Origin of the sequence: Kitasatospora sp. NPDC058184 (assembly GCF_042883725.1) — a bacterium.
Taxonomy (GTDB): Bacteria; Actinomycetota; Actinomycetes; order Streptomycetales; family Streptomycetaceae; genus Kitasatospora.
In genome coordinates, this window is record NZ_JBHVVE010000006.1 from 149,292 (window position 1) to 172,953 (window position 23,662).

Sequence of the window (23,662 nt, forward strand, 5' to 3'; positions counted from 1 at the left end):
CCGGGAGGGCGGGGTCAGGAGACCGCGGACCGGTAGCGGCGCAGGCTCAGCAGGACGGTGACGACGAAGACGGTCCCGAGCGAGGCGGCGATGGTGAGCGAGAGGCTCGGGGTGGCGGCGCTGCCGGCCGCGTCCGGGTTGCCCCACAGCCGCCGCAGGGCCGTCACCACGGCGCTGACCGGGTTCCACTCGGCGACCAGCCGCAGCCAGCCCGGCAGCCGGTCGACGGACTGGAAGGCGTTGGAGAGGAAGGTCAGCAGGACGGTGACCAGCCCGGCGACGACGTTGATGGTCTCCATGGTGCGGGAGAACATCCCGAGCATCAGGCCGACCCAGAGCATCGCGTACATGAAGGCGGTGAGCAGGGCGAGTCCGGCGAGGAAGGGCAGCACGCCGCTGTGCGGGCGCCAGCCGAACGCCAGGCCGGCCGCCGTGACCACGGCCAGGCCGATCAGCCCGACGACCAGGTCGCCGAGGGTGTGGCCGACCAGGACGGCCGGTCTGGAGATCGGCATGCTGCGGAACCGGTCGACCAGGCCGCCGCGCAGGTCCGCCGCGACGGCGACCGCGGTCGGGCCGATCCCGGCCAGGCCGACCTGGGCGGCCGCGCCCGCGAAGATGTACTCCTGGTAGCTGCCGCGGCCGGAGAAGGACAGCGAGCCCTGGAACAGGTAGCCGAGCACGATCATCGAGATGAGCGGGTTCATCACGATGCCGATCAGCCGGCCGGGTGCCCGGCGCAGCCGCCGCAGGCGCCGTCCGGCGACGGTGACGGATTCGAGGAGCAGGGCGAGCGGCGCCGAGCGGGGGCGGGGGGTGACGGCGGTCAGCATTCCGGGCTCCCGTCCAGGAGGCGCAGCTCGGCGTCGACGAGCCGTCCGATGACGGCCTGCGGCCCTGCGTGCATCAGGTACTCGTGGCCGGCGGCGATCCGGTGGACGACCACCCGTCCGTTCACGTGCTGCTCCCATCGGCCGGTCTGGTCGGCGAGTTGGTCCGCGGTCCACTCCTCGGCGGCCGCGAACAGGTGGAGGTCCCCGGTGAACCGGCCGGGGGTGAAGCGCTCCATCAGCGCGCCGTGGTGGCGCGACAGCCGCAGCAGCCGCAGCAGCGACTCCTCGTCGAGGTCGGCCAGCGGGCCGGCCTCGCGCCGCAGCAGGTCGAGCAGGGCGGCGCGGGTGCGGCCGGGGCCGGCCAGCTCGTCGCGCCGGTGGCCGAGCGCCTCCAGGGCGCGCAGCAGGAGTTCGCGGTCGTCCTGGCCGCTCTCGTCGCGGCCGGTGCGGCCGGGATAGCCGTCCAGGTCGGCCAGGAAGTCGACCTGTTCGCCGGCCTCCTGGAGCCGGACGGCGATCTCGTGGGCGAGCACGCCGCCGTAGGACCAGCCGAGCAGCCGGTACGGGCCGTGCGGCCGCAGCCGCCGGATGGTCCGGACGTAGTCCGCTGCCACCGACCGGATGGACTCGGGCAGCGGGGCGGCGGCGTCCAGTGCGGGCGACTGGAGGCCGTACAGCGGGTAGCGCGGATCGAGGTACCGGGCCAGGCCCAGGTAGGGCAGGCTGAAGCCGAGTCCGCTGTGCACCAGGAACAGCGGGGGCGCGTCGCCGTCCGGCCGGATCGGCAGGACGGGTGCGAAGGCGTCCGCGGACTGTTCGGCGGAGGCGGTCGGGCGGGCCCGCTTGGCCAGTTCCGCGACGGTGCGGTGCAGGACGACGTCCGCCACCGCCAGCCGGAGCCCGGCCGACTGGGCCCGGCCGACCAGCCGGACCGCCAGCAGCGAGTGGCCGCCGAGGTCGAAGAAGCTGTCGTCGATGCCGACCTCGGGGAGGCCGAGGACCTCGGCGAAGAGCGCGCCGAGGGCTTCCTCGACGGGGTTGCGGGGGCGGCGCGCGGCGGCGGGGGTGAAGTCGGGGGCGGGGAGGCGGTTGCGGTCGATCTTGCCGTTGGGGTTGAGCGGGAGTTCGTCGAGCACGACGACCGCGCCGGGGACCATGTACCCGGGCAGGTGGTCGGCGGTGTGGTCGCGCAGGGTGGTGGGGTCGGGGGCGGTGCCGGGGGTGGGGGTGACGTAGGCGACGAGGGTGGGGCCGGTGGGGCCGTCGGTGCGGGCGATGGCGACGGCGGTGCGGACGGTGGGGTGGGTGGTGAGGACGGCTTCGATCTCGCCGGGTTCGACGCGGAAGCCGCGGATCTTGACCTGGGTGTCGGCGCGGCCGAGGTAGAGGAGTCGGCCGTCGGGGGTCCAGCGGACGAGGTCGCCGGTGCGGTACATCCGGGAGCCGGGCTCGTAGGGGCAGGCGAGGAAGCGGGTGGCGGTGAGGCCGGGTCGTCCGGCGTAGCCGCGGGCGAGTCCGGCGCCGGCCAGGTACAGCTCGCCGGCCACGCCCGGGGGCACCGGCCGCAGCCCGTCGTCCAGCACGTACGCCCGGGTGTTGCGGATCGGGCGGCCCAGCGTCACGACCCCGTCGCCCGCCAGCCCGGCCGCCGTGGACCAGATGGTGGTCTCGGTCGGACCGTACAGGTTGGTGACGGTGTCGGCCCGGGCGGCCAGGGCGTCGGCCAGGGCGGGCGGGACCGCCTCGCCGCCGATCAGGACGCGCAGGCCGCGCACCGACTCGGGGCGGTGGAGCACGAGTTCCTGCCAGAGCGCCGGGGTCGCCTGCATGATCGTGATGCCGTCGCGTTCGAGGGAGGCGGCCAGCGCGGCCGGGTCCAGGGCGACGCCCTCCGCGCCGACGACCAGCCCGGCGCCGGACAGCAGCGGCAGGTAGACCTCCAGGCCGGAGATGTCGAAGGACCAGGTGGTGACGGCCAGCAGCCGGTCGTGGGCCTCCAGCGGGAAGCGCTCCCGGGTGGACACCAGCAGGTTCAGCAGCGACCGGTGCTCGACCATGACGCCCTTGGGCCGCCCGGTGGAGCCGGAGGTGAAGAGCAGGTAGGCCAGCCGGGAACCGTGCAGCGGGGCGGCCCGCTCGGCGTCGGTCAGGGGCCGGCCGTCGAGGGCGGCCAGCGCGGCGTCGACCTCGGGGTCGTCCAGCACGACCGTGGGCACGCCGGTGCGCGGAAGCCGTGCGGCGATGGCGAGTTCGGTCAGCAGGAGGACGGGCGCGGCGTCGTCGAGCATCAGCCGGACGCGGTCGGCCGGGAGCGCCGGGTCGACCGGCAGGTAGGCGGCGCCGCTCTTCAGGACGGCCAGCTGCGCCACCACCATCTCCGCCGTCCGGGGCAGCGACAGGGCCACCGGCCGGTCCGGGACGACCCCGCGGTCGACCAGGTGGCGGGCGAGCCGGTTGGCCCGGGCGTCGAGTTCGGCGTAGGTGAGGGCGGTGGTGTCGGTGAGGACGGCGACGGCCTCGGGGGTGCGGGCGGCCTGGGCCTCGAAGAGGGCGACGACGGTGGTGGCGGTACCGGTGAGGGCGGGGTCGTCGGCTGCGGTGTCGTTCCACTCGGTGAGGACCTGCCGGTGCTCCTCCGGAGTGAGGACGTCCAGTCGGGACAGCGGCGTCCGCGGGTCGCGGGCGACCTGGTCGAGCAGCCGGACCAGGCGGGCGGCCAGGGCCTCGGCGGTGGCCGGCTCGAACACGTCGGCGTTGTACTCCAGGGTGCCGACGAGACCGGCCGCGGAGCCGCCCGTGGAGTCGTCTGCGGAGTCGCCCGTGGAGCCGCTCGCGGAGTCGTCCTGGCGGCGGCGCTCGGTGACGGCCAGGGACAGGTCGAACTTGGCGCCGTCCGCTCCGACCGGCTGCTCCGTCGCCGTCAACCCCGGGAGGTCCAGGGACGGTTGGGTGTTGTTCTGGAGGGCCAGCATGACCTGGAAGAGCGGGTTGCGGCCCATGGAGCGTGCGGGGTCGAGGACTTCGACGAGTCGTTCGAAGGGGATGTCCTGGTGTTCGTAGGCCTTGAGGGCGGTTTCCCGGGCGCGGTCGAGGAGTTGGGTGAAGGCGGGGTCTCCGCTGGTGTCGGTGCGCAGGACGAGGGTGTTCATGAAGCAGCCGACGAGGTCTTCGGTGGCGTCGTCGGTGCGTCCGGCGATGGGGGAGCCGATGGGGATGTCGTGGCCGGCGCCGAGGCGGGTGAGGAGGGCGGCGAGGGCGGCCTGGAGGACCATGAAGAGGGAGGCGCCGTTGTCGCGGGCGAGGTGGGCGAGGCGGTCGTGGGTGTCGGGGTGGATGTGGAAGGGGACGGTGCCGCCGCGGTGGGTGGCGATCTTGGGGCGGGGGCGGTCGAAGGGCAGGGCGAGTTCTTCGGGGAGGTCGGCGAGGTTCTCCGTCCAGTACGCCAACTGCTGTGCGGCCAGGGAGGTTTGGTCGTGGTCGTCGCCGAGGAGGTCCTGCTGCCAGAGGGTGTAGTCCGCGTACTGCACCGGCAGCGGTTCCCACGCGGGGGCCGTGCCGCGTGCCCGCGCCGCGTACGCCCGCGAGAGGTCCCGGGCCAGCGGCGTGGCGGACCAGCCGTCGGCCACGATGTGGTGGACCACCAGTAGGAGCAGGTGCTCCGCCGGGCCGGTGCGCAGCAGCGTCGCGCGGACGGGGAGCCGGGTCGCGAGGTCGAAGCCGCGGGCCGCCTCGCGGGCGGCTTCTGCCGGGGCTTCGGCGGGGGAGGTCTCCCGGACGGCGAGTCCGGTCCAGGCCTCGGTGCCGAGGACCTCCTGGCGGGGCTCGCCGTCGGTCTCGGGGAAGACAGTGCGCAGCACCTCGTGCCGCTCGACCAGGTCGGCCAGCGCCGCGTCCAGCGCCGTGACGTCCAGTGCCCCGGAGAGCCGGACCGCGAAGGCCATGTTGTAGGCCGCCGAGCCGGGCTCCAGCCGGTTCAGGAACCACAGCCGCCGCTGGGCGGAGGACAGCGGCAGCGCGGCCGGGCGCGGTCCGGGCCGCAGCGCGGGCCGTGCGGAGCGGTCCCGGTGGAGGCGGCCGGCCAGCCTGGCCACGGTCGGCGCCTCGAACACGTCCCGGATCGAGACGGTCGAGCCCAGTGCCGTACGGATCCGGCTGACCAGCCTGGTCGCCAGCAGCGAGTGGCCGCCGAGGTCGAAGAAGCTGTCGTCGATGCCGACCCGGGGCAGGGCCAGGACCTCGGCGTAGAGGGCGCAGAGGCGCTCCTCGGCCGGGGTGCGGGGCGGCCGGGCGGCGGCGGGGGTGAAGTCGGGGGCGGGCAGCCGGTTGCGGTCGATCTTCCCGCTCGGGGTGAGGGGGAGTTCGTCGAGCACGAGGACGGCGGCCGGGACCATGTGGTCGGGCAGGTGGTCGGCGGTGTGGTCGCGCAGGGCGGCGGGGTCGGGGGCGGTGCCGGGGGTGGGGGTGACGTAGGCGACGAGGGCGGGGCCGGTGGGGCCGTCGGTGCGGGCGATGGCGACGGCGGTGCGGACGGTGGGGTGGGTGGTGAGGACGGCTTCGATCTCGCCGGGTTCGACGCGGAAGCCGCGGATCTTGACCTGGGTGTCGGCGCGGCCGAGGTAGCCGAGCTGGCCGTCGGGGGTCCAGCGGACGAGGTCGCCGGTGCGGTACATGCGCTCGCCGGGTGCGAACGGGCAGGCGAGGAAGCGGGTGGCGGTGAGGCCGGGGCGTCCGGCGTAGCCGCGGGCGAGTCCGGCGCCGGCCAGGTACAGCTCTCCGGCCACGCCCGGGGGCACCGGCCGCAGCCCGTCGTCCAGCACGTACGCCCGCATGTTCCAGATCGGACGGCCGATCAGGGTGTCGGCGCCGTCCGGCCCGGCGCACACCTCGCCCCGGGTCGCGACGGCACCGGCCTCCGAGGCGCCGTAGAAGTTGAGCAGCCGGGCCGAGGGCAGGGCCTGCCGGAACGCCCGGACGGTGGCGGCGGGCAGCTGCTCGCCGCTGCAGATCCAGACCGCGCAGCCCGCGACGGCGGTTGGCTCGGCGCTGTCCAGGAAGGCGTTCAGCAGGCTGGGCACGACGGTGAGCCGGGCGATGCCGTGCCGGGCCGTGGCCGCCGCGAGCTCGGGCACGCTCCGGGCTGTGTCGGCGTCGACTAGGACGGTCGAGCCGCCGGACAGCAGCGGCGCCAGCAGCTCGGTGATCCCGTCGATGACGCTGACCGGCGACTTCGCCAGGATCGCGGCCTCCCGCTGCTCGGGGAGCTCCTCGGCGAACCAGGTCAGCCGGTTGACCAGGGCGCGGTGCAGTCCGAGCACGCCCTTGGGCCGGCCGGTGGAGCCCGAGGTGTAGATGACGTACGCCGGGTGGTCGGGCAGCAGCGGGCAGGTGCGGTCCGCGTCCGTGGGGGCGGTGCCGGGGAGGGCGGCCGTGGCGCGCTCCAGTGCCGGGTCGTCCAGCAGCAGGCGGGGCAGGCCGGTCTCCGGCAGCTGTCCGGCGGTCGCGCTGTCGGTCAGCAGGAGGACGGGCGCGGCGTCGTCGAGCATCAGCCGGACGCGGTCGGCCGGGTACGCCAGGTCGACGGGCAGGTGCGCGCCGCCGGCCTTGAGCACGGCCAGCAGGGCGACGACCATGTGCGGCGACCGGGGTGCCGCGAGCGCCACCGTGCTCTCCGGTCCGACGCCCCGGCCGATGAGGTGGTGGGCGAGCCGGTTGGCCCGGGCGTCGAGTTCCGCGTAGGTCAGGGCGGTGGTGTCGCTGCGGACGGCGACGGCCTCGGGGGTGCGGGCGGCTTGGGCCTCGAAGAGGGCGACGACGGTGGTGCCCGGGTGGCCGCCGGCGGTGTCGTTCCACTCGGTGAGGACCTGCCGGTGCTCGCGCTCGGACAGCAGGTCCAGCCGCCCCAGCGGGAGCCCCGGGTCGCGGGCGACCTGGTCGAGCAGCCGGACCAGGCGGGTGACCAGGGCCTCGGCGGTGGCCGGCTCGTACACGTCGGCGCTGTACTCCAGGAAGCCGTCGATGCCGGCCGGGGCGGCACCGGCGTCCTGCTGTTCGGCCAGGAAGAAGTTCAGGTCGAACTTGACCGAGTCGGCGGCCGGCGGCTCGAAGGCCGCCCGGACGCCGGGCAGGGCCAGCTCGGGACGGGTGTTGTTCTGGAGCACCAGCATGACCTGGAAGAGCGGGTTGCGGCCCATGGAGCGTGCGGGGTCGAGGACTTCGACGAGTCGTTCGAAGGGGATGTCCTGGTGTTCGTAGGCCTTGAGGGCGGTTTCCCGGGCGCGGTCGAGGAGTTGGGTGAAGGCGGGGTCGCCGCTGGTGTCGGTGCGCAGGACGAGGGTGTTCATGAAGCAGCCGACGAGGTCTTCCATGGCGTCGTCGGTGCGTCCGGCGATGGGGGAGCCGATCGGGATGTCATGGCCGGCGCCGAGGCGGGTGAGGAGGGCGGCGAGGGCGGCCTGGAGGACCATGAAGAGGGAGGCGCCGTTGTCGCGGGCGAGGTGGGCGAGGCGGTCGTGGGTGTCGGGGTGGACGCGGAAGGGGACGGTGCCGCCGCGGTGGGTGGCGACCTTGGGGCGGGGGCGGTCGAAGGGCAGGGCGAGTTCCTCGGGGAGGTCGGCGAGGTTCTCCGTCCAGTACGCCAACTGCTGTGCGGCCAGGGAGGTTTGGTCGTGGTCCTCGCCGAGGAGGTCCTGCTGCCAGAGGGTGTAGTCCGCGTACTGCACCGGCAGCGGTTCCCATGCGGGGGCCGCACCGCGTGCCCGCGCCGCGTACGCCCGCGAGAGGTCCCGGGTCAGCGGTGCGGCGGACCAGCCGTCCCAGGCGATGTGGTGGACGATCAGCAGCAGCAGGTGCTCCGCCGGGCCGGTGCGCAACAGGGTGGCCCGCAGCGGGAGTTCGGTCGACAGGTCGAAACCGCGGGCGTCCTCCGCCGGGGCCTCGGCGGCCTCCCGGACGGTGAGCCCGGTCCAGGCCTCGGTGCCGAGGACCTCCTGGCGGGGTTCGCCGTCGGTCTCCGGGAAGACCGTGCGCAGCACCTCGTGCCGCTCGACCAGGTCGGCCAGCGCCGCGTCCAGCGCGGCGGTGTCCAGGGCCCCGGAGAGCCGGACCGCGAAGGTCACGTTGTAGGCCGCCGAACCCGGCTCCAGTCGGTTCAGGAACCACAACCGCCGCTGGGCGAACGATAGTTCACCGGAACGGTCGCCCTGGACGGCGGGCCGCAGCGGCGGCCGGACCGCGCCGCCGGCCGCGAGCTCCCGGGCGACGCCGGCCACCGTCCGCTGCTCGAAGAGCGTACGGATCGGCACCTCGGTGCCCAGGGCGGAGCGGACCCGGCTGATCACCTGGGTGGCCAGCAGGGAGTGGCCGCCGAGGTCGAAGAAGTCGTCGTCGATGCCGACGGCGGTCCGGCCGAGCGCGTCCGCGAAGATCCCGCCGAGGATCTCCTCGACCGGGGTGCGCGGCAGCCGGCCCGCCGGGGCGGGGGCGCTGTCGGGGGCGGGCAGGGCCCGGCGGTCCAGCTTGCCCTGCGGGGTGAGCGGCAGCGCGTCGAGCACGACGACGGCGGCCGGGACCATGTACTCGGGCAGGGCCTCGGCGACCCGATCCCGCAGCGCGGCCGGGTCCGGTACGGCAGGGGGCCGGGCGACCACGTAGGCCACCAGCCGGTCCTCGCCGTCGTCGGTGCGGACCACGACGGCGGCCTGCGCCACCTCGGGCCGGCCGGTCAGCACGGACTCGATCTCGCCGAGTTCGATCCGGAAGCCGCGCAGCTGCACCTGGTCGTCGGCCCGTCCGGCGTAGTCGAGTTGGCCGTCGGGGCGCCAGCTCGCCAGGTCGCCGGTGCGGTACATCCGCTCGCCGGCGGGGCCGAAGGGGTCGGCGACGAAGCGTTCGGAGGTCAGGCCGGGCCGGTCCAGGTAGCCGCGGGCCAGGTTGCCGCCGACGTAGAGTTCGCCGACCACCCCGGCCGGGACGGGCCGCAGCGCGGAGTCGAGCACGTAGACCCGGTGGGCCCGGGTGGGCCGGCCGATCGGGGGCCGGCCCGAGCCACCCGGCCGTTCGCCACCACTGAGCCGTTCGCCGTCCAGCAGTGCGCCGCCACCCAGCCGCTCGCTCACCGTCGAGGCGAGGACGGCCTCGGTGGGCCCGTAGCCGTTGATCATCTGCAGCTGCCCGGACCAGCGGTCCACCACGTGCGGCGGGCAGGCCTCCCCGGCGACGACCATGGTCAGGTCGGCGGGCAGCCGGGTGCCGTCCGGCAGCGCGGCGGCGACCACCGGCGGCAGCCCGGCGAGGTTCACCCGGTGGCGGTGGATCAGGTCGACCAGCGGCCGGCCGGGGACCCGGCACTCCTCGTCGGCGACCACCAGGGTGCCGCCGCCGAGCAGGGACAGGCTCAGCTCCCAGACCGAGGCGTCGAAGCTGAACGAGGCGAACTTCAGCACCCGGGTGTCCGGGCCGACGCCGAAGCGCTCGATCAGGCTCGCCACCATCGCGGCGAAGCCGGAGTGGTCGACCGTCACGCCCTTGGGCCGGCCGGTCGATCCGGAGGTGTAGATGACGTACGCCGGGTGCCGGGGCAGCAGCGGGGCGGTCCGCTCGGCGTCCTGCGGGGCATGTGCCGGGAGGCCGGCCAGCTCCGCCAGGGTGGCCGGGTCGTCGAGCAGCACCGTGCGGCAGTCGGCCCCGGCGAGCTGCGGGGCGAGGGCGGCGGTGGTGAGCAGGACGGCGGGCCGGCTGTCGGCCAGCATGAAGGCGATCCGGTCGGCGGGGTACTTGGGGTCGATCGGCAGGTACGCGGCGCCGGTCTTGAGCGCGGCCAGGACGGCGCAGGTCATCTCGACCGGGTCGGGTACGGCCAGCGCGATGATCCGCTCCGGTCCGACGCCGTGGGCGATCAGCAGCCGGGCCAGCCGGTTGGAGCGCTCGTCCAGCTCGCGGTAGGTCGTCTCGCGGTCCTCGAAGACCACGGCCACGGCCTCGGGCGCCCGGGCGACCTGGGCGGCGAACAGCGCGGGGACGACGGTGCGCGGGGCGGCGGCGGCCCGTCCGGCCCAGTCGCCGAGGATCCGGTGGTGCTCCTCGTCGGTGAGCAGCGGCAGCCGGCGGAGCGGGACGTCCGGGGCCGCCAGGACGCTCTCCACCACGTGGGCGAAGCGGTCCAGGATGCGGACGACCTCGTCGCGGTCGTAGCGGTCGGGGCGGAACTGGGCGCTCAGCGTCAGCTGGGTGTCCGGGTAGGCGAGGACCGCGAGGCCGCGCTCGCCAGCCAGCCGGGTGCGGGCGTTGCCCAGCCGCAGCTCGGGCACCAGCGCGTTGAGCCGGCCGACGTCGGCCTGCGGCTGGTTCTGGTAGCTGAACACGGTGTCGAACAGCTCGCCGGCCCCGGCGATCCGCTGCACCTCGGCCAGGCCGAGGTGCCGGTGGTCGAGCAGGGCGGTCTGCTGCTCGTCGATCCGGTGGAGGAGCGCGGCGACGGGCAGGTCCGGGTCGAGCCGCACCCGTACCGGGAGCATGTTCAGGAAGAGGCCGACCAGCGACTCGATGCCCGGAAGCTCCGGCGGCCGCACCGAGTTGACCGCGCCGAACACCACGTCCGGGGCGTCGGTGAGCCGGCCGAGCAGCAGTGCCCAGCAGCCCTGGAGGACGGTGTTGAGGGTGAGGTTCTCCGAGCGGGCCCAGGCGACCAGCCGGGCGGTGAGCTCCTCGGGCAGGGCGAGGTCGACGGCCTCGGGCAGCCCCGGGTCGCCCGGCCGGTCGGCCGTGCCGAGCCGCAGCGGCTCGCCCAGCCCGTCCAGTGCCTGCCGCCAGGCCGCGCGGGCGGCCTCGGTGTCCTGGGCGGCGAGCCAGTCGAAGTACGCCCGGTAGGAGGGCGCCGGGGGCAGGACGGCCGGGTCGCCGCCGGTGGCGTACAGGGTGAACAGCTCCTGGGCGATCACGCCCATCGACCAGCCGTCCACCAGCAGGTGGTGCAGCGTCCAGAGCAGCCGGACCCGGTCGGGGGCCAGCCGGAGCACGGTGAAGCGCAGCAGCGGGGGCCGGGCCAGGTCGAAGCCGCGGGTCCAGTCCGCGTCGGTCAGCCGCTCGGCCTCGGCCGTCCGCTCCGCCTCGGTGGGGAGCCCGGACAGGTCGACCTCCTCCCAGGGCACCGGCACCGCGGCGGCCACGACCTGCCGGGCGTCCTCGGCGGACCGCTCGGGGAAGTGCACCCGCAGGCCGGCGTGCCGGGCCAGCAGCGCGCCGGCCGCGGTGCGCAGCGCGGCCGGGTCGAAGGGCCCCTCGATGTCGAGGACGGCCTGCATCAGGTAGGAGTTCATGCCCTGCTTGTCGAACTCCGTCTGGAAGATCAGGCCCTTCTGGAGCGGTGACAGCTCCAGCGCCTCGCCGTCCGCCGCCCCGTCCTGCTCGCCGGGGACGGCCTGCTCGGCCTGTTCGGCGTGGGCAGCCAGGGCTTCGAGGGCGCGGAACCAGGCGCGGGCGATGTGCTCGGCGTCGGCGTCGGCCAGTGCCTCCGGGGCCCAGAGCCAGTCGGCGACCAGGTGCGGCCCGTCCGGCCGGTCCTCGGTGACGGGCGTGGCCGCGAGCACGTGCCGCAGCGGCATGCTCGGGTGCACCCCGGTGCCGACGACGGCGTGCCGGGCGTCCGGCAGCCAGTCCCCGGCGCTCTCGTCCCGGTCGGTCCGGAACCGGCCGAGGTAGTTGAAGCCGAGCTCCGGCACGCCGTTCCGGGCCAGGGCGGTGACGGTCTGCGGGTTGAGGTGGCGCAGCAGCCCGTGGCCGAGCCCGTGGTCGGGCAGCCGGCCGAGCTGCTGCCGGACCCGGCGCACGGCCGCGTCGAGCGGCTCCCGCCCGGCGTCGCCCGGGTCCAGCCGTACCGGGAAGACGCTGGTGAACCAGCCGACCGTACGGGAGAGTTCGGCCTCGTCGGTGAACGGCTCGCGGCCGTGGCCCTCCAGTTCGACGGTGACGGCGCCGGCTGGGCGGTCGCGGTGCCGGCGCCAGTCGGCGACGGCGAGCGCGAGGCCGGTCAGCAGCAGGTCGTTGATCTCCCCGCCGTAGACCCGGCGGGCGGCGGCGAGCAGCGTCGCGGTGGTGTCCGCGGGCAGCTCCAGCCGGAGCCGGTGGGCGGAGCCGTACACGTCCCGCTCGGGGTCCAGCGGACGGGATCCGAGCGGCTCCGCGGCCGCCGACTGCTCGGCCCACAGCGGGAATTCGCGCACCCGCTCGGCGGTGCGGGCCTGCTCGCCGAGCAGCTGCGACCAGCGGCGGTAGGAGGTGCCGACCGGTTCCGGGGCGAGGCCCCGGCAGGCGGCGGCGAGGTCGGCGACCAGGACCCGCCAGGAGACCCCGTCCACGCACAGGTGGTGGGTCAGCCAGACCAGCCGGCCGGGGCGGCCGGGGCCGGCGTCGAGCAGGACGAGCCGGGTCACCGCGCCGTCCTCGGGGGCCAGCCCGGTGCGGGCCGCGGCGATCTGCTCGTCGACGGCGGCGGCCAGCGCGGCCGGGTCGTCGGCGAGCGCCGAGACGTCGACCCGGCGGACGGCGTCGGCGGCCCGGACGGCGCCCCTGGGCAGGGCCTCCAGGAACCACAGGCCCGGTGCCACCACGGTCAGCCGCGACCGCAGCGCGGCGTGGTGGTCCAGCAGGACGGCGGTGGCCGCGGTCAGCCGGTCGAGGTCCAGGCCGGCCGGGGTGGTGAGCACCTGGTACTGGCTGTACTCCCTGGTCCGCTCGTCCAGGACGCCGAGGTCCTCGCGCAACTGGTGGGCGATCGGCAGGAGTTCGACCTCGCCGGTGTCGTCCGGCGCGGCGGCCGGGCGGGCCGGGCCGCCCGGTGCGGCGAGCGCCGCGATGGCGGCGGGGGTGTGGTGGGTGCGGATCTGCAGCGGGGTGACGGTCAGTCCGGCCCGGCGGGCGTGGCCGACCGCCAGGATGGCGCTGATGCTGTCCCCGCCCAGCTCGAAGAAGTTGTCGCCGGGGCGGACCTCCGGCACGCCGAGGACCTCGGCGAACGCGGCGCAGACGATCTCCTCGGCCCGGCTGCGCGGCGTGTCCGGCCGGGCCGGGGCCTCGGCGCCGGCCGGTGCCGGGTCGGGCAGCGCCCGGCGGTCGACCTTGCCGTGCGGGGTCAGCGGCAGGGCGTCCAGGAGCAGGACGTTCGGCGGCACCATGTACTCCGGCAGGACGGCGGCCAGGCGTTCGCGGACCCCTGCCGGGTCGAGCGCGGCCCCGGCGCGCGGGACGCAGTAGCCGACCAGCCGGGTGCTCCCGCCGGTGCCGCCGACCGCCCGTACCGCCGCGTCGGAGACGTCCGGCAGCGCGCGCAGCGCCGCCTCGATCTCGCCGAGCTCGATCCGGTGGCCGCGCACCTTCACCTGGTTGTCCCGGCGGTCCAGGAAGACCAGTTGCCCGTCCGCGCCGCGCACCACGCGGTCGCCGGTGCGGTACATCCGGCTGCCCGCCGGGCCGTACGGGTCGGGCACGAACGCGGCGGCGGAGCGGGCCGGGTCGGCCAGGTAGCCGCGGCCGACGCCGGCGCCGCCGACGTACAGCTCGCCGGGCGCGCCCTGGGGGACCGGGAGCAGGGCGTCGTCGAGCACGTAGAGCCGGGTGTTGCGGACCGGGCGGCCGATCGGGACGGCGCCGTGTTCCGGGAGCCCGTGGCCGAGGTGCGCGTGGGTGACGTCGTCCGAGCACTCGGTGGGCCCGTACGCGTTGACCAGCCCGACCAGCGGGTAGCGGCTCGTCCAGCGCCGGCACAGGTCGGCGGGCAGCGCCTCGCCGGTCGCCACCAGGTGGCGCAGCGCGGCCAGTACGGGAGCGCCGGCGCCCAGGTCCCAGGCGTCCAGGGCGGCGCGCAGCAGTGAGGGGACGACCTCCAGGACGGTGACGTCCTCGGTGTCGGCGAGGGCGAACAGCAGGTCGGGGTCGGCCGCGGTCTCCCGGCGCACCACCCGGACCCGGCCGCTGACCACCAGCGGCGCGAGCATCTGCCACACCGACACGTCGAAGGTGACCGGGGCGTTCTGCACCACGCTGTCGGCCGCGTCCAGCGCCAGGTCGTCGACCTTCGCCAGCAGGTGGTTGACCATCCCCGCGCGGTGCACCATGGCGCCCTTGGGCGCCCCGGTGGATCCGGAGGTGAAGATCACGTACGCCAGGTCCAGCGGGGTGCCGAGGATCGGCGCGAGGTCGTCGGCGGCGTCCCGCTCCCGCGCGGAGACCTCCAGCAGCCGGACCGGTCGGCCGGCGGAGGCGGCCACCCGTTCGGCGAGCGGCCGGTGGGCGGCGTCCGCGACCACGGTGGTGATCCCGTTGTCGGTGAGCAGGGCGACGGTCCTGGCCTCGGGCGCGCCCGGGTCCAGCGGGACGTAGGCCGCACCGGCGCCGATCACGCCGAGCACCGAGGCGATGAAGTCGGAGCCCGGGGTGACCAGCAGGGCCACCAGGCCGGCGTCGCCGACCCGGCGGGAGAGGGCGCTGGCCCGGCCGACCAGCTCGGCGTACGTGGTCGTGCCGCCGTCCTCGGCGACCGCCACGGCCTCGGGCCGCCGGGCGGCGAGTTCGCGGATCCGGGCCACCGCGCAGTCGAAGCCCGCCGGGCGCTCGGGCCCGCTCGACTCCCGCACCCAGGCGGCGCGGTCCCCGGTGTCCACGGCCAGGCCGCCGACCGGCTGCTCGTCCCCAACCTCGGCGAAGCGGTCCAGGAACTCCACCAGCCGGGCGAGGTGGCCGTCGATCTCCGCGTCGGTGTAGCGGTCCGGGTTGCCGTTGAGGTGCAGCTCGATGCCGGCCCCGGCGGTCTCGACCACGGTGACCATCAGGTCGTCGATCAGCCCGGTCGACAGGTTCACCACCCGCGCCGTGCACGGGCCGAGGGCCAGTTCGGCCTGCTGCGGCAGCAGGTTGACGAACGGTCCGAAGGGCCGCCGGTCGTCGCTGCGCAGCCCCATGGCGCGGCGGATCGCGCTGACCCGGTGGCGCTGGTGGCGGAGCGCCTGGGCCAGCTCCCGGGAGGTCTGGCGCAGCAGCCCGGCCCTGGTCAGGGCGGGGCGGACGGGCACCCGCAGCGGCAGGTAGTTGGCCAGCATGCCGGGGATCGACCGCTCGTGGGCGGTCGGCCGGGCGGTCACCGGCAGGGTCAGCAGGACGTCCTCGACCCCGGTCATCCGCTGGGTGTACACCGCGACCGCCGCCATCACCGCGGTCGGCCAGGTGACGTCCGCGCGGCTGGCGGCCGCGCGCAGCCGGGCGCTGGTGTCGGCGGACAGGGCGGCGGTGCGGCGCAGGAAGCCCTGCGGCGCGGCCGTCGCGGGCTCCCGGTGGGAGAGGTCGGCGGGCTCGGGCGGCTCGGGGAACCGGCGCTGCCAGAACTCGGCGTCCCGCCGGGCCCGGGAGGAGCCGAGGTAGGCGGCCTCGGCGGCGAGCAGGTCGGCGAGCGGGGGCAGGGCCGGGCCGGCGTCCCCGCCGTCGGCCTCGTACAGTTCGGCCAGCCGGCGCCAGAGCACCACCTGGCTGAAGCCGTCGCACAGCAGGTGGTGGACGGAGAGGTAGAAGAGCGCCCGGTCCGGGCCCAGGGTGAGGACGGCGAGCCGGAACAGCGGGAACCCGGCGGGGTCGTAGGGCTTCGCCAGGTCCGTCCGCATCCAGTCCAGCGCCGTCGCGGACGGGTCGGGCTCGGCGCCGAAGTCCAGCTCGTCGAGCGGGAGTTCACCGACCTCGCGGAGGCGCTGGCGGGGTTCGCCGTCGACGTCGAGGAACTGGGCGCGCAGGCACTGCGCCTCCTCGACCAGCCGGCCCAGCGCGGTGCGGAAGCGGGCCCGGTCCAGCGGGCCGCGGACGTCCAGGTAGCCGGCCGAGTTGTACGCGTTGCTCCCGCCGGCCCCGTTGACGTCGAGCCAGATCTCCGTCTGGCCGGCGGTGAGCGGCAGCGAGGTCCCCAGGACCGATGTCATCACAGGCTCCCAACGGAGGTCGGGCCGATCGAGGCGAGGCCGGTACCGGGGGCGGCCGCCTCGGCGGCCAGGGCGTCGGGGCCGAAGGACTCCAGCACCCACGCGTCGTCGTAGACGGTGTCCAGGTAGCGTTCGCCGAGGTCGGGCGCGATGGCCACGGCGGTCAGCTCCTCGTCCGGCCGGTTGGCGCCCAGCCAGCGGGCCGCCCCGCTGAGCACCGTGCCGGTCGAGCCGCCGAGCAGGAAGCCCTCGCGCAGCAGGGCGCGGCAGGCCCGGACGGTGTCGGTCTCGGCGACCAGCACGGTGTCGTCCACGTAGGACTCGTCGAGGATGGCGGGCCGGACGCTGGTGCCGATGCCGGGGATCAGCCGGCCGCCCGGCTCGTGGCCGAAGTTGACCGAGCCGACGGCGTCGACCGCGACGATCGTCACCCCCGGGTTGTTCTCCCGGAAGTACCGGGCGCAGCCCATCAGGGTGCCGGTGGTCCCGGCGCCGACGAACAGCACGTCCAGCTCCGGGAAGGCCTTGGCGATCTGCGGCCCGGTGGTGCGGTAGTGGGCGGTCCAGTTGCCCGGGTTGGCGTACTGGTTCAGCCAGTGGAAGTCCCGGTGCTCGGCGCACAGCCGGGCGACCAGGTCGAGCCGGGCGCCGAGCAGGCCGCGCTGCGGGTCGGGCTCGGTCACCACCCGCACGTCGGCGCCCAGGCGCTGCATCAGCCGCCGGGAGACGGTGGTGCAGCGGGAGTCGGTGACGCAGACGAAGGTGAGCCCCCGGCTCGCCGCGACGAGGCTCAGCGCCACGCCGAGGTTCCCGGAGGAGCTCTCCACGATGGTCATCCCCGGCCGCAGCGCCCCGGACCGGAAGGCGGAGTCCACCATCTCGCCCGCCGCCCGCAGTTTGACCGAGCCGGCGAAGTTGAAGCCCTCGCACTTGAGGTACAGCGGACGGCCGATCATCCGTCGGAGGTCGACGTACAGGTCCTCGACGTCGAATTCCTGCGGTGTCGTGATAACTGGCATGCGTCTACTCCCACCCGGTCGTTCCGTGGTAGCGGGTGCCCAATCGGTCCGAAGCGATGGCCCCATGGTTTCCGAACACACTGACGTCGCACTGATTCGCAACTGATGGGGCGAAGGCCCTGGTCAGAGGCCCGGGACGGGCCCCGGGGCGCCGCCGGGGGCGCCTGCCGGGGCGGCCCCGGGAGGCGCTGCTAGGCGCGCCCGACCTTGCCGGTGAGCAGTCCCTGGAAGAGGTTCAGCCGGTGGATGTTGGCGGCGCCCTCGAGGAACTCCATCGCCCGGGCGTCGCGCGCGAGCTTGTCCAGCAGCGGGTGCGCCAGCCGGGCCCCGGGCCCGAAGAAGCCGCAGGCCGCCAGCGTCACGTCCTCGGCGAGCCGGGCGGCGCGCAGTTTGGCGGCCGAGGCGAGGTGGCCGTCGGCCGGCCGGGCGTCGACCGTCGCGGCGGCGTCCAGCACCAGGCGGTGGACGGCGTCGATCCGGCGGCCGATCGCGTCCAGCCGCTCCTGCTCGGCGGTGCGCAGCGGGCCGCGGTGCGCGGTCACGTAGTCGTGGGCGGCGCGGGCGATCCCGACCGCGATCGCCGCGACGCCCGGGCGCAGCTGGTTGAAGATCTGGACGAAGGACCAGACCCCGCGCCGGCTGGCCGGGAGGTGGCGGCCGAGGACGTGTTCCTCGGGGACGGCCACCGACTCCAGCCGGACCGCGCTGATCCGCGCGCCGCGCAGCCCCAGCATGTCCAGCGGCTCGGCGTGGAACCCGGGGGTGTCGGTGTCGACCAGGACGGCGGTGATGCCGAGCGGGCCGGGCCGGGTGCGGGCGAAGACCACCGCGAGCCGGGCCCGCGAGGCGTTGCCCACGTAGCGCTTCTCGCCGCTGAGCAGCGCCCCGCCCGGGGCGGGGGTCAGCGCGGTGGTCAGGGCCGTCGCGTCCGAGCCGCGGTCCGGTTCGGTCAGCGCGAAGCAGGTCCACAGGGGTTCGCGCAGCATCCGGCCGTAGAACCACTCCTTCTGCCGCTCGTCGGCGCACAGGCCGACCGCGACGCCGGCCAGGAACGGGCCCGGCGAGGCGACCATCGCGCCGACGTCGGCGCGGGCGAGCTCCTCCATGACGACGGCGCGTTCCAGTGCCGAGTCGCCGCAGTGGCGCTGCCCGTCGATCTTCTCCGGCTCGTTCCCGTACGCGGTCGGGATGCCCATCGTCGCCAGGTAGCGCACGGCCGGGAGGTCCAGGTGCTGCCGGATCGCCTCCGGGTCGCGGTCGATCTCCAGCGCGAGCGGGCGCAGCCCGGCGCCCCACTCGCGGGCCCTGGCGCGCAGCGCGGCCAGGTGCCCGTCCGGCCCGGTCATCGCGGTTCCTCCCCGGTCACGTGGACCTCCGCCAGCAGCTCCGACAGGTAGCAGGGCATCCCGGGGCCGTCCCGCAGGTAGCCGCTGGCGCCCAGCAGCCGGACCTGCTCCCGGTCGGCCGCGGTGATCCGGGCGTGGACGTCCGCCAGCACCGCGGCGGGCAGGTCGCCCGGCCCGGCGCCGGACAGCACCGCCCGGACCTCCAGGTGGTCGGCCACCGCCTCGGCGACGGTGCCCTTCACCAGCTGCTGCTGCAACAGGTACGAGTCGCCGCTGCGGCGCCGGCCCAGGTAGCCCAGGCAGGCCGAGCGCAGCGACTCCGACAGGCCGAGCCGCACCCAGGCCAGGCCCAGGACGAAGGCGGCGCCGGCCTCCCGCTCGGCCGCGCCGCGCCGGGCCGGCGGCGCGGTCGTGACGGTGGCGGCGACCACCTCGCCGCCGGGCAGCGCGGTGCGCGACAGCACGGCCTCGTCGGCGGGGCGGCGCGGCCGGGTGGCGCCGGCCACCCAGAGCCCGCCGGCCTCGGCGAAGGTCCGGGCGTCGGCCACGGTGTGCCCGCCCGGCCCGCAGGGCAGCAGGCCGGGCGTCAGGGCGGAGGCGAGCAGCCGCAGCGCCGGGGCGAGGCCCCGCTGCCGGGCGGCGTCCTGGCAGCGGGGCCACAGGTCCGTGTCCCGGTGCGTCACGGTGGTCACCGCCCGCCCCGTTCGATCAGGCAGACGGCCAGGTCGCCGGTGTCGGGCTCGTGGTCGACGACGGCGATCCGCTCCTCCCTCCCGGCCGACCAGGCGGGGTCGGCGGCGAGGGCGGTGAGGGTGCCGGAGGCCGGGCGGCCCGGCGGGGTGCGTACGATCCGGCCGGGGTGGCCGGGCAGGTCGCGCGCCGGGTCGAGGGCGGCGCCGAGGACCAACGGGCAGCCGGTGGCGTCCAGTTCGGCCAGGGCGGTGCGGACGGCGGCCGGCACGTCGTCCGGTCCGGTGCCGGTGCGCTGCCACAGGGTGAGCCGGCCGAGGGAGCCGGTGTCGGTCAGCAGCAGCGCCAGGCCGGCGTCCCCGGCGAGGTCCCGTCCGGTCTCGTACGGGAAGGTGGCCTGGTCGAGCACGAACACCGCGACGCTGCGCAGGTCGTGCCGCCGGGCGTAGGCGTCGGCCAGGCGCAGCGCGGCGAAGGGGGCGTTGGAGCCGCACTCGGAGACGGCGAAGGAGAGCGGCCCGCCGAGGACGCGCTCGGAGAGGCTGGTGACGGCGGCGAGCCGGCAGTCCAGGTCCGGGGTGGCGTGGGCGACCACGGCCAGGTCGATCGGCGGCGCCTGCGCGACTCCGGGCTCACGCGCGTCTCGCGGGTCTCGCGGGTCGAGCGCGGCGAGCAGCTCCCCGGCCATGTCGGCGAAGGTGTTCCCGGCCGCCTCCCGGACCAGCTCCGGCCGGTGGTCGACGCCGTAGGCGGCCGTCAGGTCGGCGAAGTGGCGCAGCGAGAAGGCGTCGTCGATCCGTGCCCGGCCCGGTGGGAACCTCCGGTGGGTGATCGCGGCGAGCCCGAGCGGGAAGACGGCGGGCGCCTCCCAGGGGCCCTTCGTCGGTACGGTCCGGACCGGCATGCTCAGCCGCCCAGTTCCGTGGCCACGAAGTCGGCCAGCGAGCGGACGCTCGCGAAGTGGGCCATCTCCAGCGAGTCGGTGTCGAACTCGACGTCCAGCGACTCCTCCAGCCGCATCAGCAGCTCGAAGACGCCGGTGGAGTCGAGGCCGAGCTCGTCGAAGAGCCGGGACTCCTCGGTGAGTTCGGGCAGGTCGTAGTCGAGCACCTCGCCGAGGGCGGCGGAGATCTCGGTGACGATCCGCGCGCGGTCCGTGCCGGTGGCTCCGGTCATGGTCGGCACTCCTTCCGGGGGTTGGGGGTGGGACGTGCGACAACTAGCTGGAGCGGCCGAGGAGTTCGGGGGCGATCGGGCGCTGGTGGCGCAGCAGGTCCTCCGGGCGGTCGGGCTCGCGGACCAGGTGCGCCTCGCCGTCGAGCACCAGCACCTCGGCCGGGTAGCCGTGGCTGAGGAAGTGCACGGGGGAGGCGGTCGGCCCGTACGCGCCGGAGCGCAGCACGCCGAGCAGGTCGCCCGGCCGTACCGGCGGCAGCTCGGCCTTCTTGGCCAGCGTGTCGTTGGGCGTGCAGAGCGGGCCGGTGACGTTCCAGACCTCGGTGGCGGGCTCGTCGAGCCGGTTGAGCAGCAGCATCGGGAAGTTGCGCTTGACGAAGGAGCCGATGCCGACCGCCGCCATGTGGTGGTGGGTGCCGCCGTCGGCGACCGCGAAGCGCTCGCCCAGCGACTCCTTCACGTACCGGATCCGGGTGACGTAGGTGCCGGCCAGCGCGGTGAGGTAGCGGCCGAGCTCCATCACCAGCCGGGTGCCGGGGTGGCGTTCGGCGAACGCGGCGACCAGCGGGTTGATCCCGGCGGCGAGCTTCGGCAGGTCGAGGTCCCGTTCGCCGTCGAAGTAGGCGACGCCGAGCCCGCCGCCGACGTCCACCAGCTCCAGCTCGAAGTCCAGGGCGGCGCTGAGGCGTTCGGCCAGGTCGAAGATCCGCTCGGTGTTCTCGACGATGGTGTCCTCGACCAGGATGCGCGTGCCCATGTAGACCTGGACGCCCATCACCCGCACCGCCGGGTGGCGTGCCACCAGCCCCGGGTCGGCCAGGAGTTGGGCCTCGTCCATGCCGAACTGGCGGGGCTTGCCGCCCATGGTGAGGCCGGAGCCCTTGACCGAGAAGCTCGGGTTGACCCGCAGCGCGACCGGCGCCACCGTGCCGCGCTCGCAGGCGAGTTCGTCGATCAGCGCGAGTTCCTGGAGGGACTCGCAGACGATCGCCGCGATCTCCTCGTCCAGGCAGGCGAGCAGTTCCTCCCGGCTCTTGCCCGGCCCGAGGAAGAGGATGTCCCGGCCGGCCACCCCGGCCTGCCGGGCGGTGCGCAGCTCGGTGAGCGAGGAGACCTCGGCGCGGGCGCCGTGGGCGTGGAGCAGGGCGCAGATGGCGAGGTTGGGGTTGGACTTGAGGGAGAAGAACACCTGGAGCCTGGGGTCCAGGTGCTCGCGCAGGTCGCGCATCCGCCCGGTCAGGGCGTCCCCGTCGTAGAGGAAGAGCGGGGTGCCGTACCGCTGGGCGATCTCGGTGACGGGTGTGCCCTGGATCTCGAAGACGTCGCTCATGGCCGGTCCCCTCTCTCCCGCCGGTCGAGCCGGTCGGCGATCTCCGCGTCGATGGTGGTCAGTTCCTCCGCCGAGTCCGCGAGGACGATCCCGTACAGCCGGCCGTCGACCGGGGCGTCGCCGCCGGTGAACGCCGCGTTGACGGTGGCGAAGTTGTTCACCAGCAGGCCGGTGCCGCCGGCCGGGTCGAGCAGCAGGCCGTCGAGCAGCCGGCGCAGCTCGTCGAAGGCCAGCGGTTCGGTCAGCCGCAGCGGGTAGTGGCGGGCGACGGCGACCTGTTCCGGCTTGACGAACCGTTCCTGCAGACGGACCTGGTAGGTGGACATGTTGTTGCGGGCGTTGATCTCCACGACCGGGTAGATCCCGCCGTCCGGGTCCACCATGGCGTCCACGCCCACCACGCCGTGGAAGCCGTCCGAGGCCAGCCGCTTGCCGAGCAGGTCCGCGGCGGTGCGCAGCTCGTCGACCTGGTCGGCGCCGAGCCGGGCGGGCATCCGGTGGCCCTTGTGGACGCCGTCCTCGGTGAGCTGCTCCTTGACGAAGTCGAACGCCACCGAGCCGTCCAGGCCCACCGTGAACTGGTAGTTGAGGTCGGTGCTCTTGGCGACCCACTCCTCGACCACCATGGCGATCCGCGGCCGCCCGGAGGCCTCGACCTGCTTGGCGATCAGCCCGAGGATCCGCTCGCCGCGGCGCCGGCTGGTCAGCCGGGCGATGCCCTTGCCGGAGACGCCGAACGCCTCCTTCACCACGGCCCGGCCGTCGCCGAGCTCGGCGTCCACCGCCGCGAAGGCGTCGGCGAGTTCGGCGAGCGTCTCGCAGGCCCAGCCCCGGGGCTGGCGCAGGCCGAGCTCGTCGGCGATCCGGCGGCTGTAGACCTTGCTGTTGACGGCCTTGCAGGTGGCCGCGTCCGGCCCGGCCAGGCGCAGCCCGGTGGCCGCGGCGAGGCGCTCCTCCGGCTCGGACACGCCGTGGGCGGCGATCCGGCAGCCGTCGGCGGCCAGGCCCGCCAGTTCGGCGAGCAGGGCCGGGTCGGCCAGGGCGTCCTCGGTGACGGTGCGCTGCGGGTCCTGGGCGGCGGGGACGTGGACGTGCGGCAGGTCCAGGCCGAGCCCGGCCAGGTAGCCGAGGTAGTCGCCGTCCGGCCGGGTCTTGAGCACCACGTGGTCCCGGCCGCCGGCCAGCAGCAGCGCGAACTCGTCCATCCGGTTGACCACGGCGCTGGAGGTGGCGGCGGAGAGCCGGGGCAGGGTGTGCTCGCCGAGCGCCCACTGCTGCTCCACCTCGAAGTTGCCCAGGAAGAGCAGCCGGGCGTCGGGGGAGCCGGTCAGGGCGAGGGCCAGCCGGTCGGCGGCATCGGGGGTCCGGCCCCCGTCGCGGGCGCCCATCAGTGCCTCACGACCATCGCGGCGAAGGACTGGCCGAGCCCCGCGGAGGTCATCAGGTAGGTGTCCCCGGGCCGCAGCAGGCCGAGTTCGAGCGCCGACTGGTAGTTGATGAAGGGGTCGGCGCAGAAGCAGTGGCCGGTCCGGCCGATGTTCTCCAGGAAGATGCGGTCCCGGTCGATGCCGAGCGCGTTGGCGGCGACCGTCCAGGAGACCCGGTTGACGTTGTGCGGCAGCACCAGGTCGAGGTCGCCGACGGCCAGGCCGGCCGCGGCCAGGGCGCCGTCGATGACCTCGGCCATCGCGTCCTGGTAGATCCGCTTGGCCTCGCGGGCGCCCTCGGCGTCGAGGTCGATGACGCCGTCCTCGCGGCCGTGGATGCGGGCGTGGTAGCCGAGCACCCGGTTGCGGTCGCCGCCGGCGCCCACCAGCACGGCGGTGACGCCCTCGCCCATGATCGAGACGTCCTCGACCCACTGGGAGAACGGGGTGAGCGTCTTGTCCCCGGCCAGCACCAGCGCGAGCGCGTCCGGGTCGCCGTCCGCCGCCAGCAGGGTGCCGGCCGCGTCCACCGCGAGCAGTCCGGTCGCGCAGCCGTGGTCGGCCACCGAGAAGACCTTCGCCCGGCGCAGCCCCAGCGACTCGCAGACCGTCCGCAGCGGGCTGACCGGGTACGGTGCGGTGGTGCGCAGCCCCTTGGCGCGCACCACGTACCGGATCCGGTCCTCCTGCCCGGCGAGGGCGTCGAGCTTGCCCGCCGCGGTGGCCAGCAGTTCCGCCTCGGACTGGTCGGGCGCCTGGCAGATCCGGTCGAGGCCGTACAGCCTGGTGAACCGGCGCACCTGCTGGTCGGTCAGCCCCAGCGGCTCCCGCAGCTGTTCGACCGAGACCGTCGGTGGCAGGTAGCTCGATACCGCTTCTATCGACGTCAT

Annotated in this window: 10 protein-coding genes; all 10 read right to left on the reverse strand. The window is 75.2% G+C overall.

From position 1 onward, the window contains the following. Nucleotides 1-14: 14 nt before the first annotated feature. The 10 genes from ACFVXH_RS13840 to ACFVXH_RS13885 all read right to left on the reverse strand — a co-directional run bounded on the left by ACFVXH_RS13840 (nucleotide 15) and on the right by ACFVXH_RS13885 (nucleotide 23,662). Nucleotides 15-833 (reverse strand): ABC transporter permease, encoded by an 819-nt coding sequence (locus ACFVXH_RS13840; RefSeq protein WP_049649277.1) that lies wholly within the window; start codon nucleotides 831-833, stop codon nucleotides 15-17. Beyond that, a complete protein-coding gene (locus ACFVXH_RS13845) occupies nucleotides 827-15,784 on the reverse strand; it encodes an amino acid adenylation domain-containing protein (RefSeq protein WP_387823072.1) in 14,958 nt (4,985 codons plus the stop codon). Before ACFVXH_RS13845 ends, ACFVXH_RS13840 begins: the two co-directional genes overlap by 7 nt. Beyond that, nucleotides 15,784-16,803, reverse strand: coding sequence for a 2,3-diaminopropionate biosynthesis protein SbnA (sbnA, locus tag ACFVXH_RS13850; protein ID WP_049658253.1), 1,020 nt, complete (start codon nucleotides 16,801-16,803; stop codon nucleotides 15,784-15,786). The genes ACFVXH_RS13845 and sbnA overlap by 1 nt, the downstream gene beginning before the upstream one ends. A 191-nt stretch (nucleotides 16,804-16,994) precedes the next feature. Then, nucleotides 16,995-18,149, reverse strand: coding sequence for an acyl-CoA dehydrogenase family protein (locus ACFVXH_RS13855; RefSeq protein ID WP_387823075.1), 1,155 nt, complete (start codon nucleotides 18,147-18,149; stop codon nucleotides 16,995-16,997). Further along, on the reverse strand, nucleotides 18,146-18,841 hold the full coding sequence (locus tag ACFVXH_RS13860) for a hypothetical protein (protein WP_387823078.1): 696 nt from the start codon (nucleotides 18,839-18,841) through the stop codon (nucleotides 18,146-18,148). The genes ACFVXH_RS13855 and ACFVXH_RS13860 overlap by 4 nt, the downstream gene beginning before the upstream one ends. Further along, nucleotides 18,838-19,743 carry a hypothetical protein gene (locus tag ACFVXH_RS13865; RefSeq protein WP_387823081.1) on the reverse strand — a complete coding sequence of 302 codons (906 nt, stop codon included), beginning with the start codon at nucleotides 19,741-19,743 and terminating at the stop codon, nucleotides 18,838-18,840. Before ACFVXH_RS13865 ends, ACFVXH_RS13860 begins: the two co-directional genes overlap by 4 nt. 2 nt (nucleotides 19,744-19,745) lie before the next feature. Further along, complete coding sequence (locus ACFVXH_RS13870; RefSeq protein WP_049655074.1) at nucleotides 19,746-20,015, reverse strand: acyl carrier protein; 270 nt, start codon at nucleotides 20,013-20,015, stop codon at nucleotides 19,746-19,748. A gap of 43 nt (nucleotides 20,016-20,058) precedes the next feature. Continuing rightward, a complete protein-coding gene (locus tag ACFVXH_RS13875) occupies nucleotides 20,059-21,345 on the reverse strand; it encodes a type III PLP-dependent enzyme (protein WP_387823084.1) in 1,287 nt (428 codons plus the stop codon). Further along, on the reverse strand, nucleotides 21,342-22,733 hold the full coding sequence (locus ACFVXH_RS13880; protein WP_387823087.1) for a hypothetical protein: 1,392 nt from the start codon (nucleotides 22,731-22,733) through the stop codon (nucleotides 21,342-21,344). Before ACFVXH_RS13880 ends, ACFVXH_RS13875 begins: the two co-directional genes overlap by 4 nt. Further along, nucleotides 22,733-23,662, reverse strand: a complete 930-nt coding sequence (locus ACFVXH_RS13885; RefSeq protein ID WP_049655080.1) for a 3-oxoacyl-[acyl-carrier-protein] synthase III C-terminal domain-containing protein — start codon at nucleotides 23,660-23,662, stop codon at nucleotides 22,733-22,735. The genes ACFVXH_RS13880 and ACFVXH_RS13885 overlap by 1 nt, the downstream gene beginning before the upstream one ends.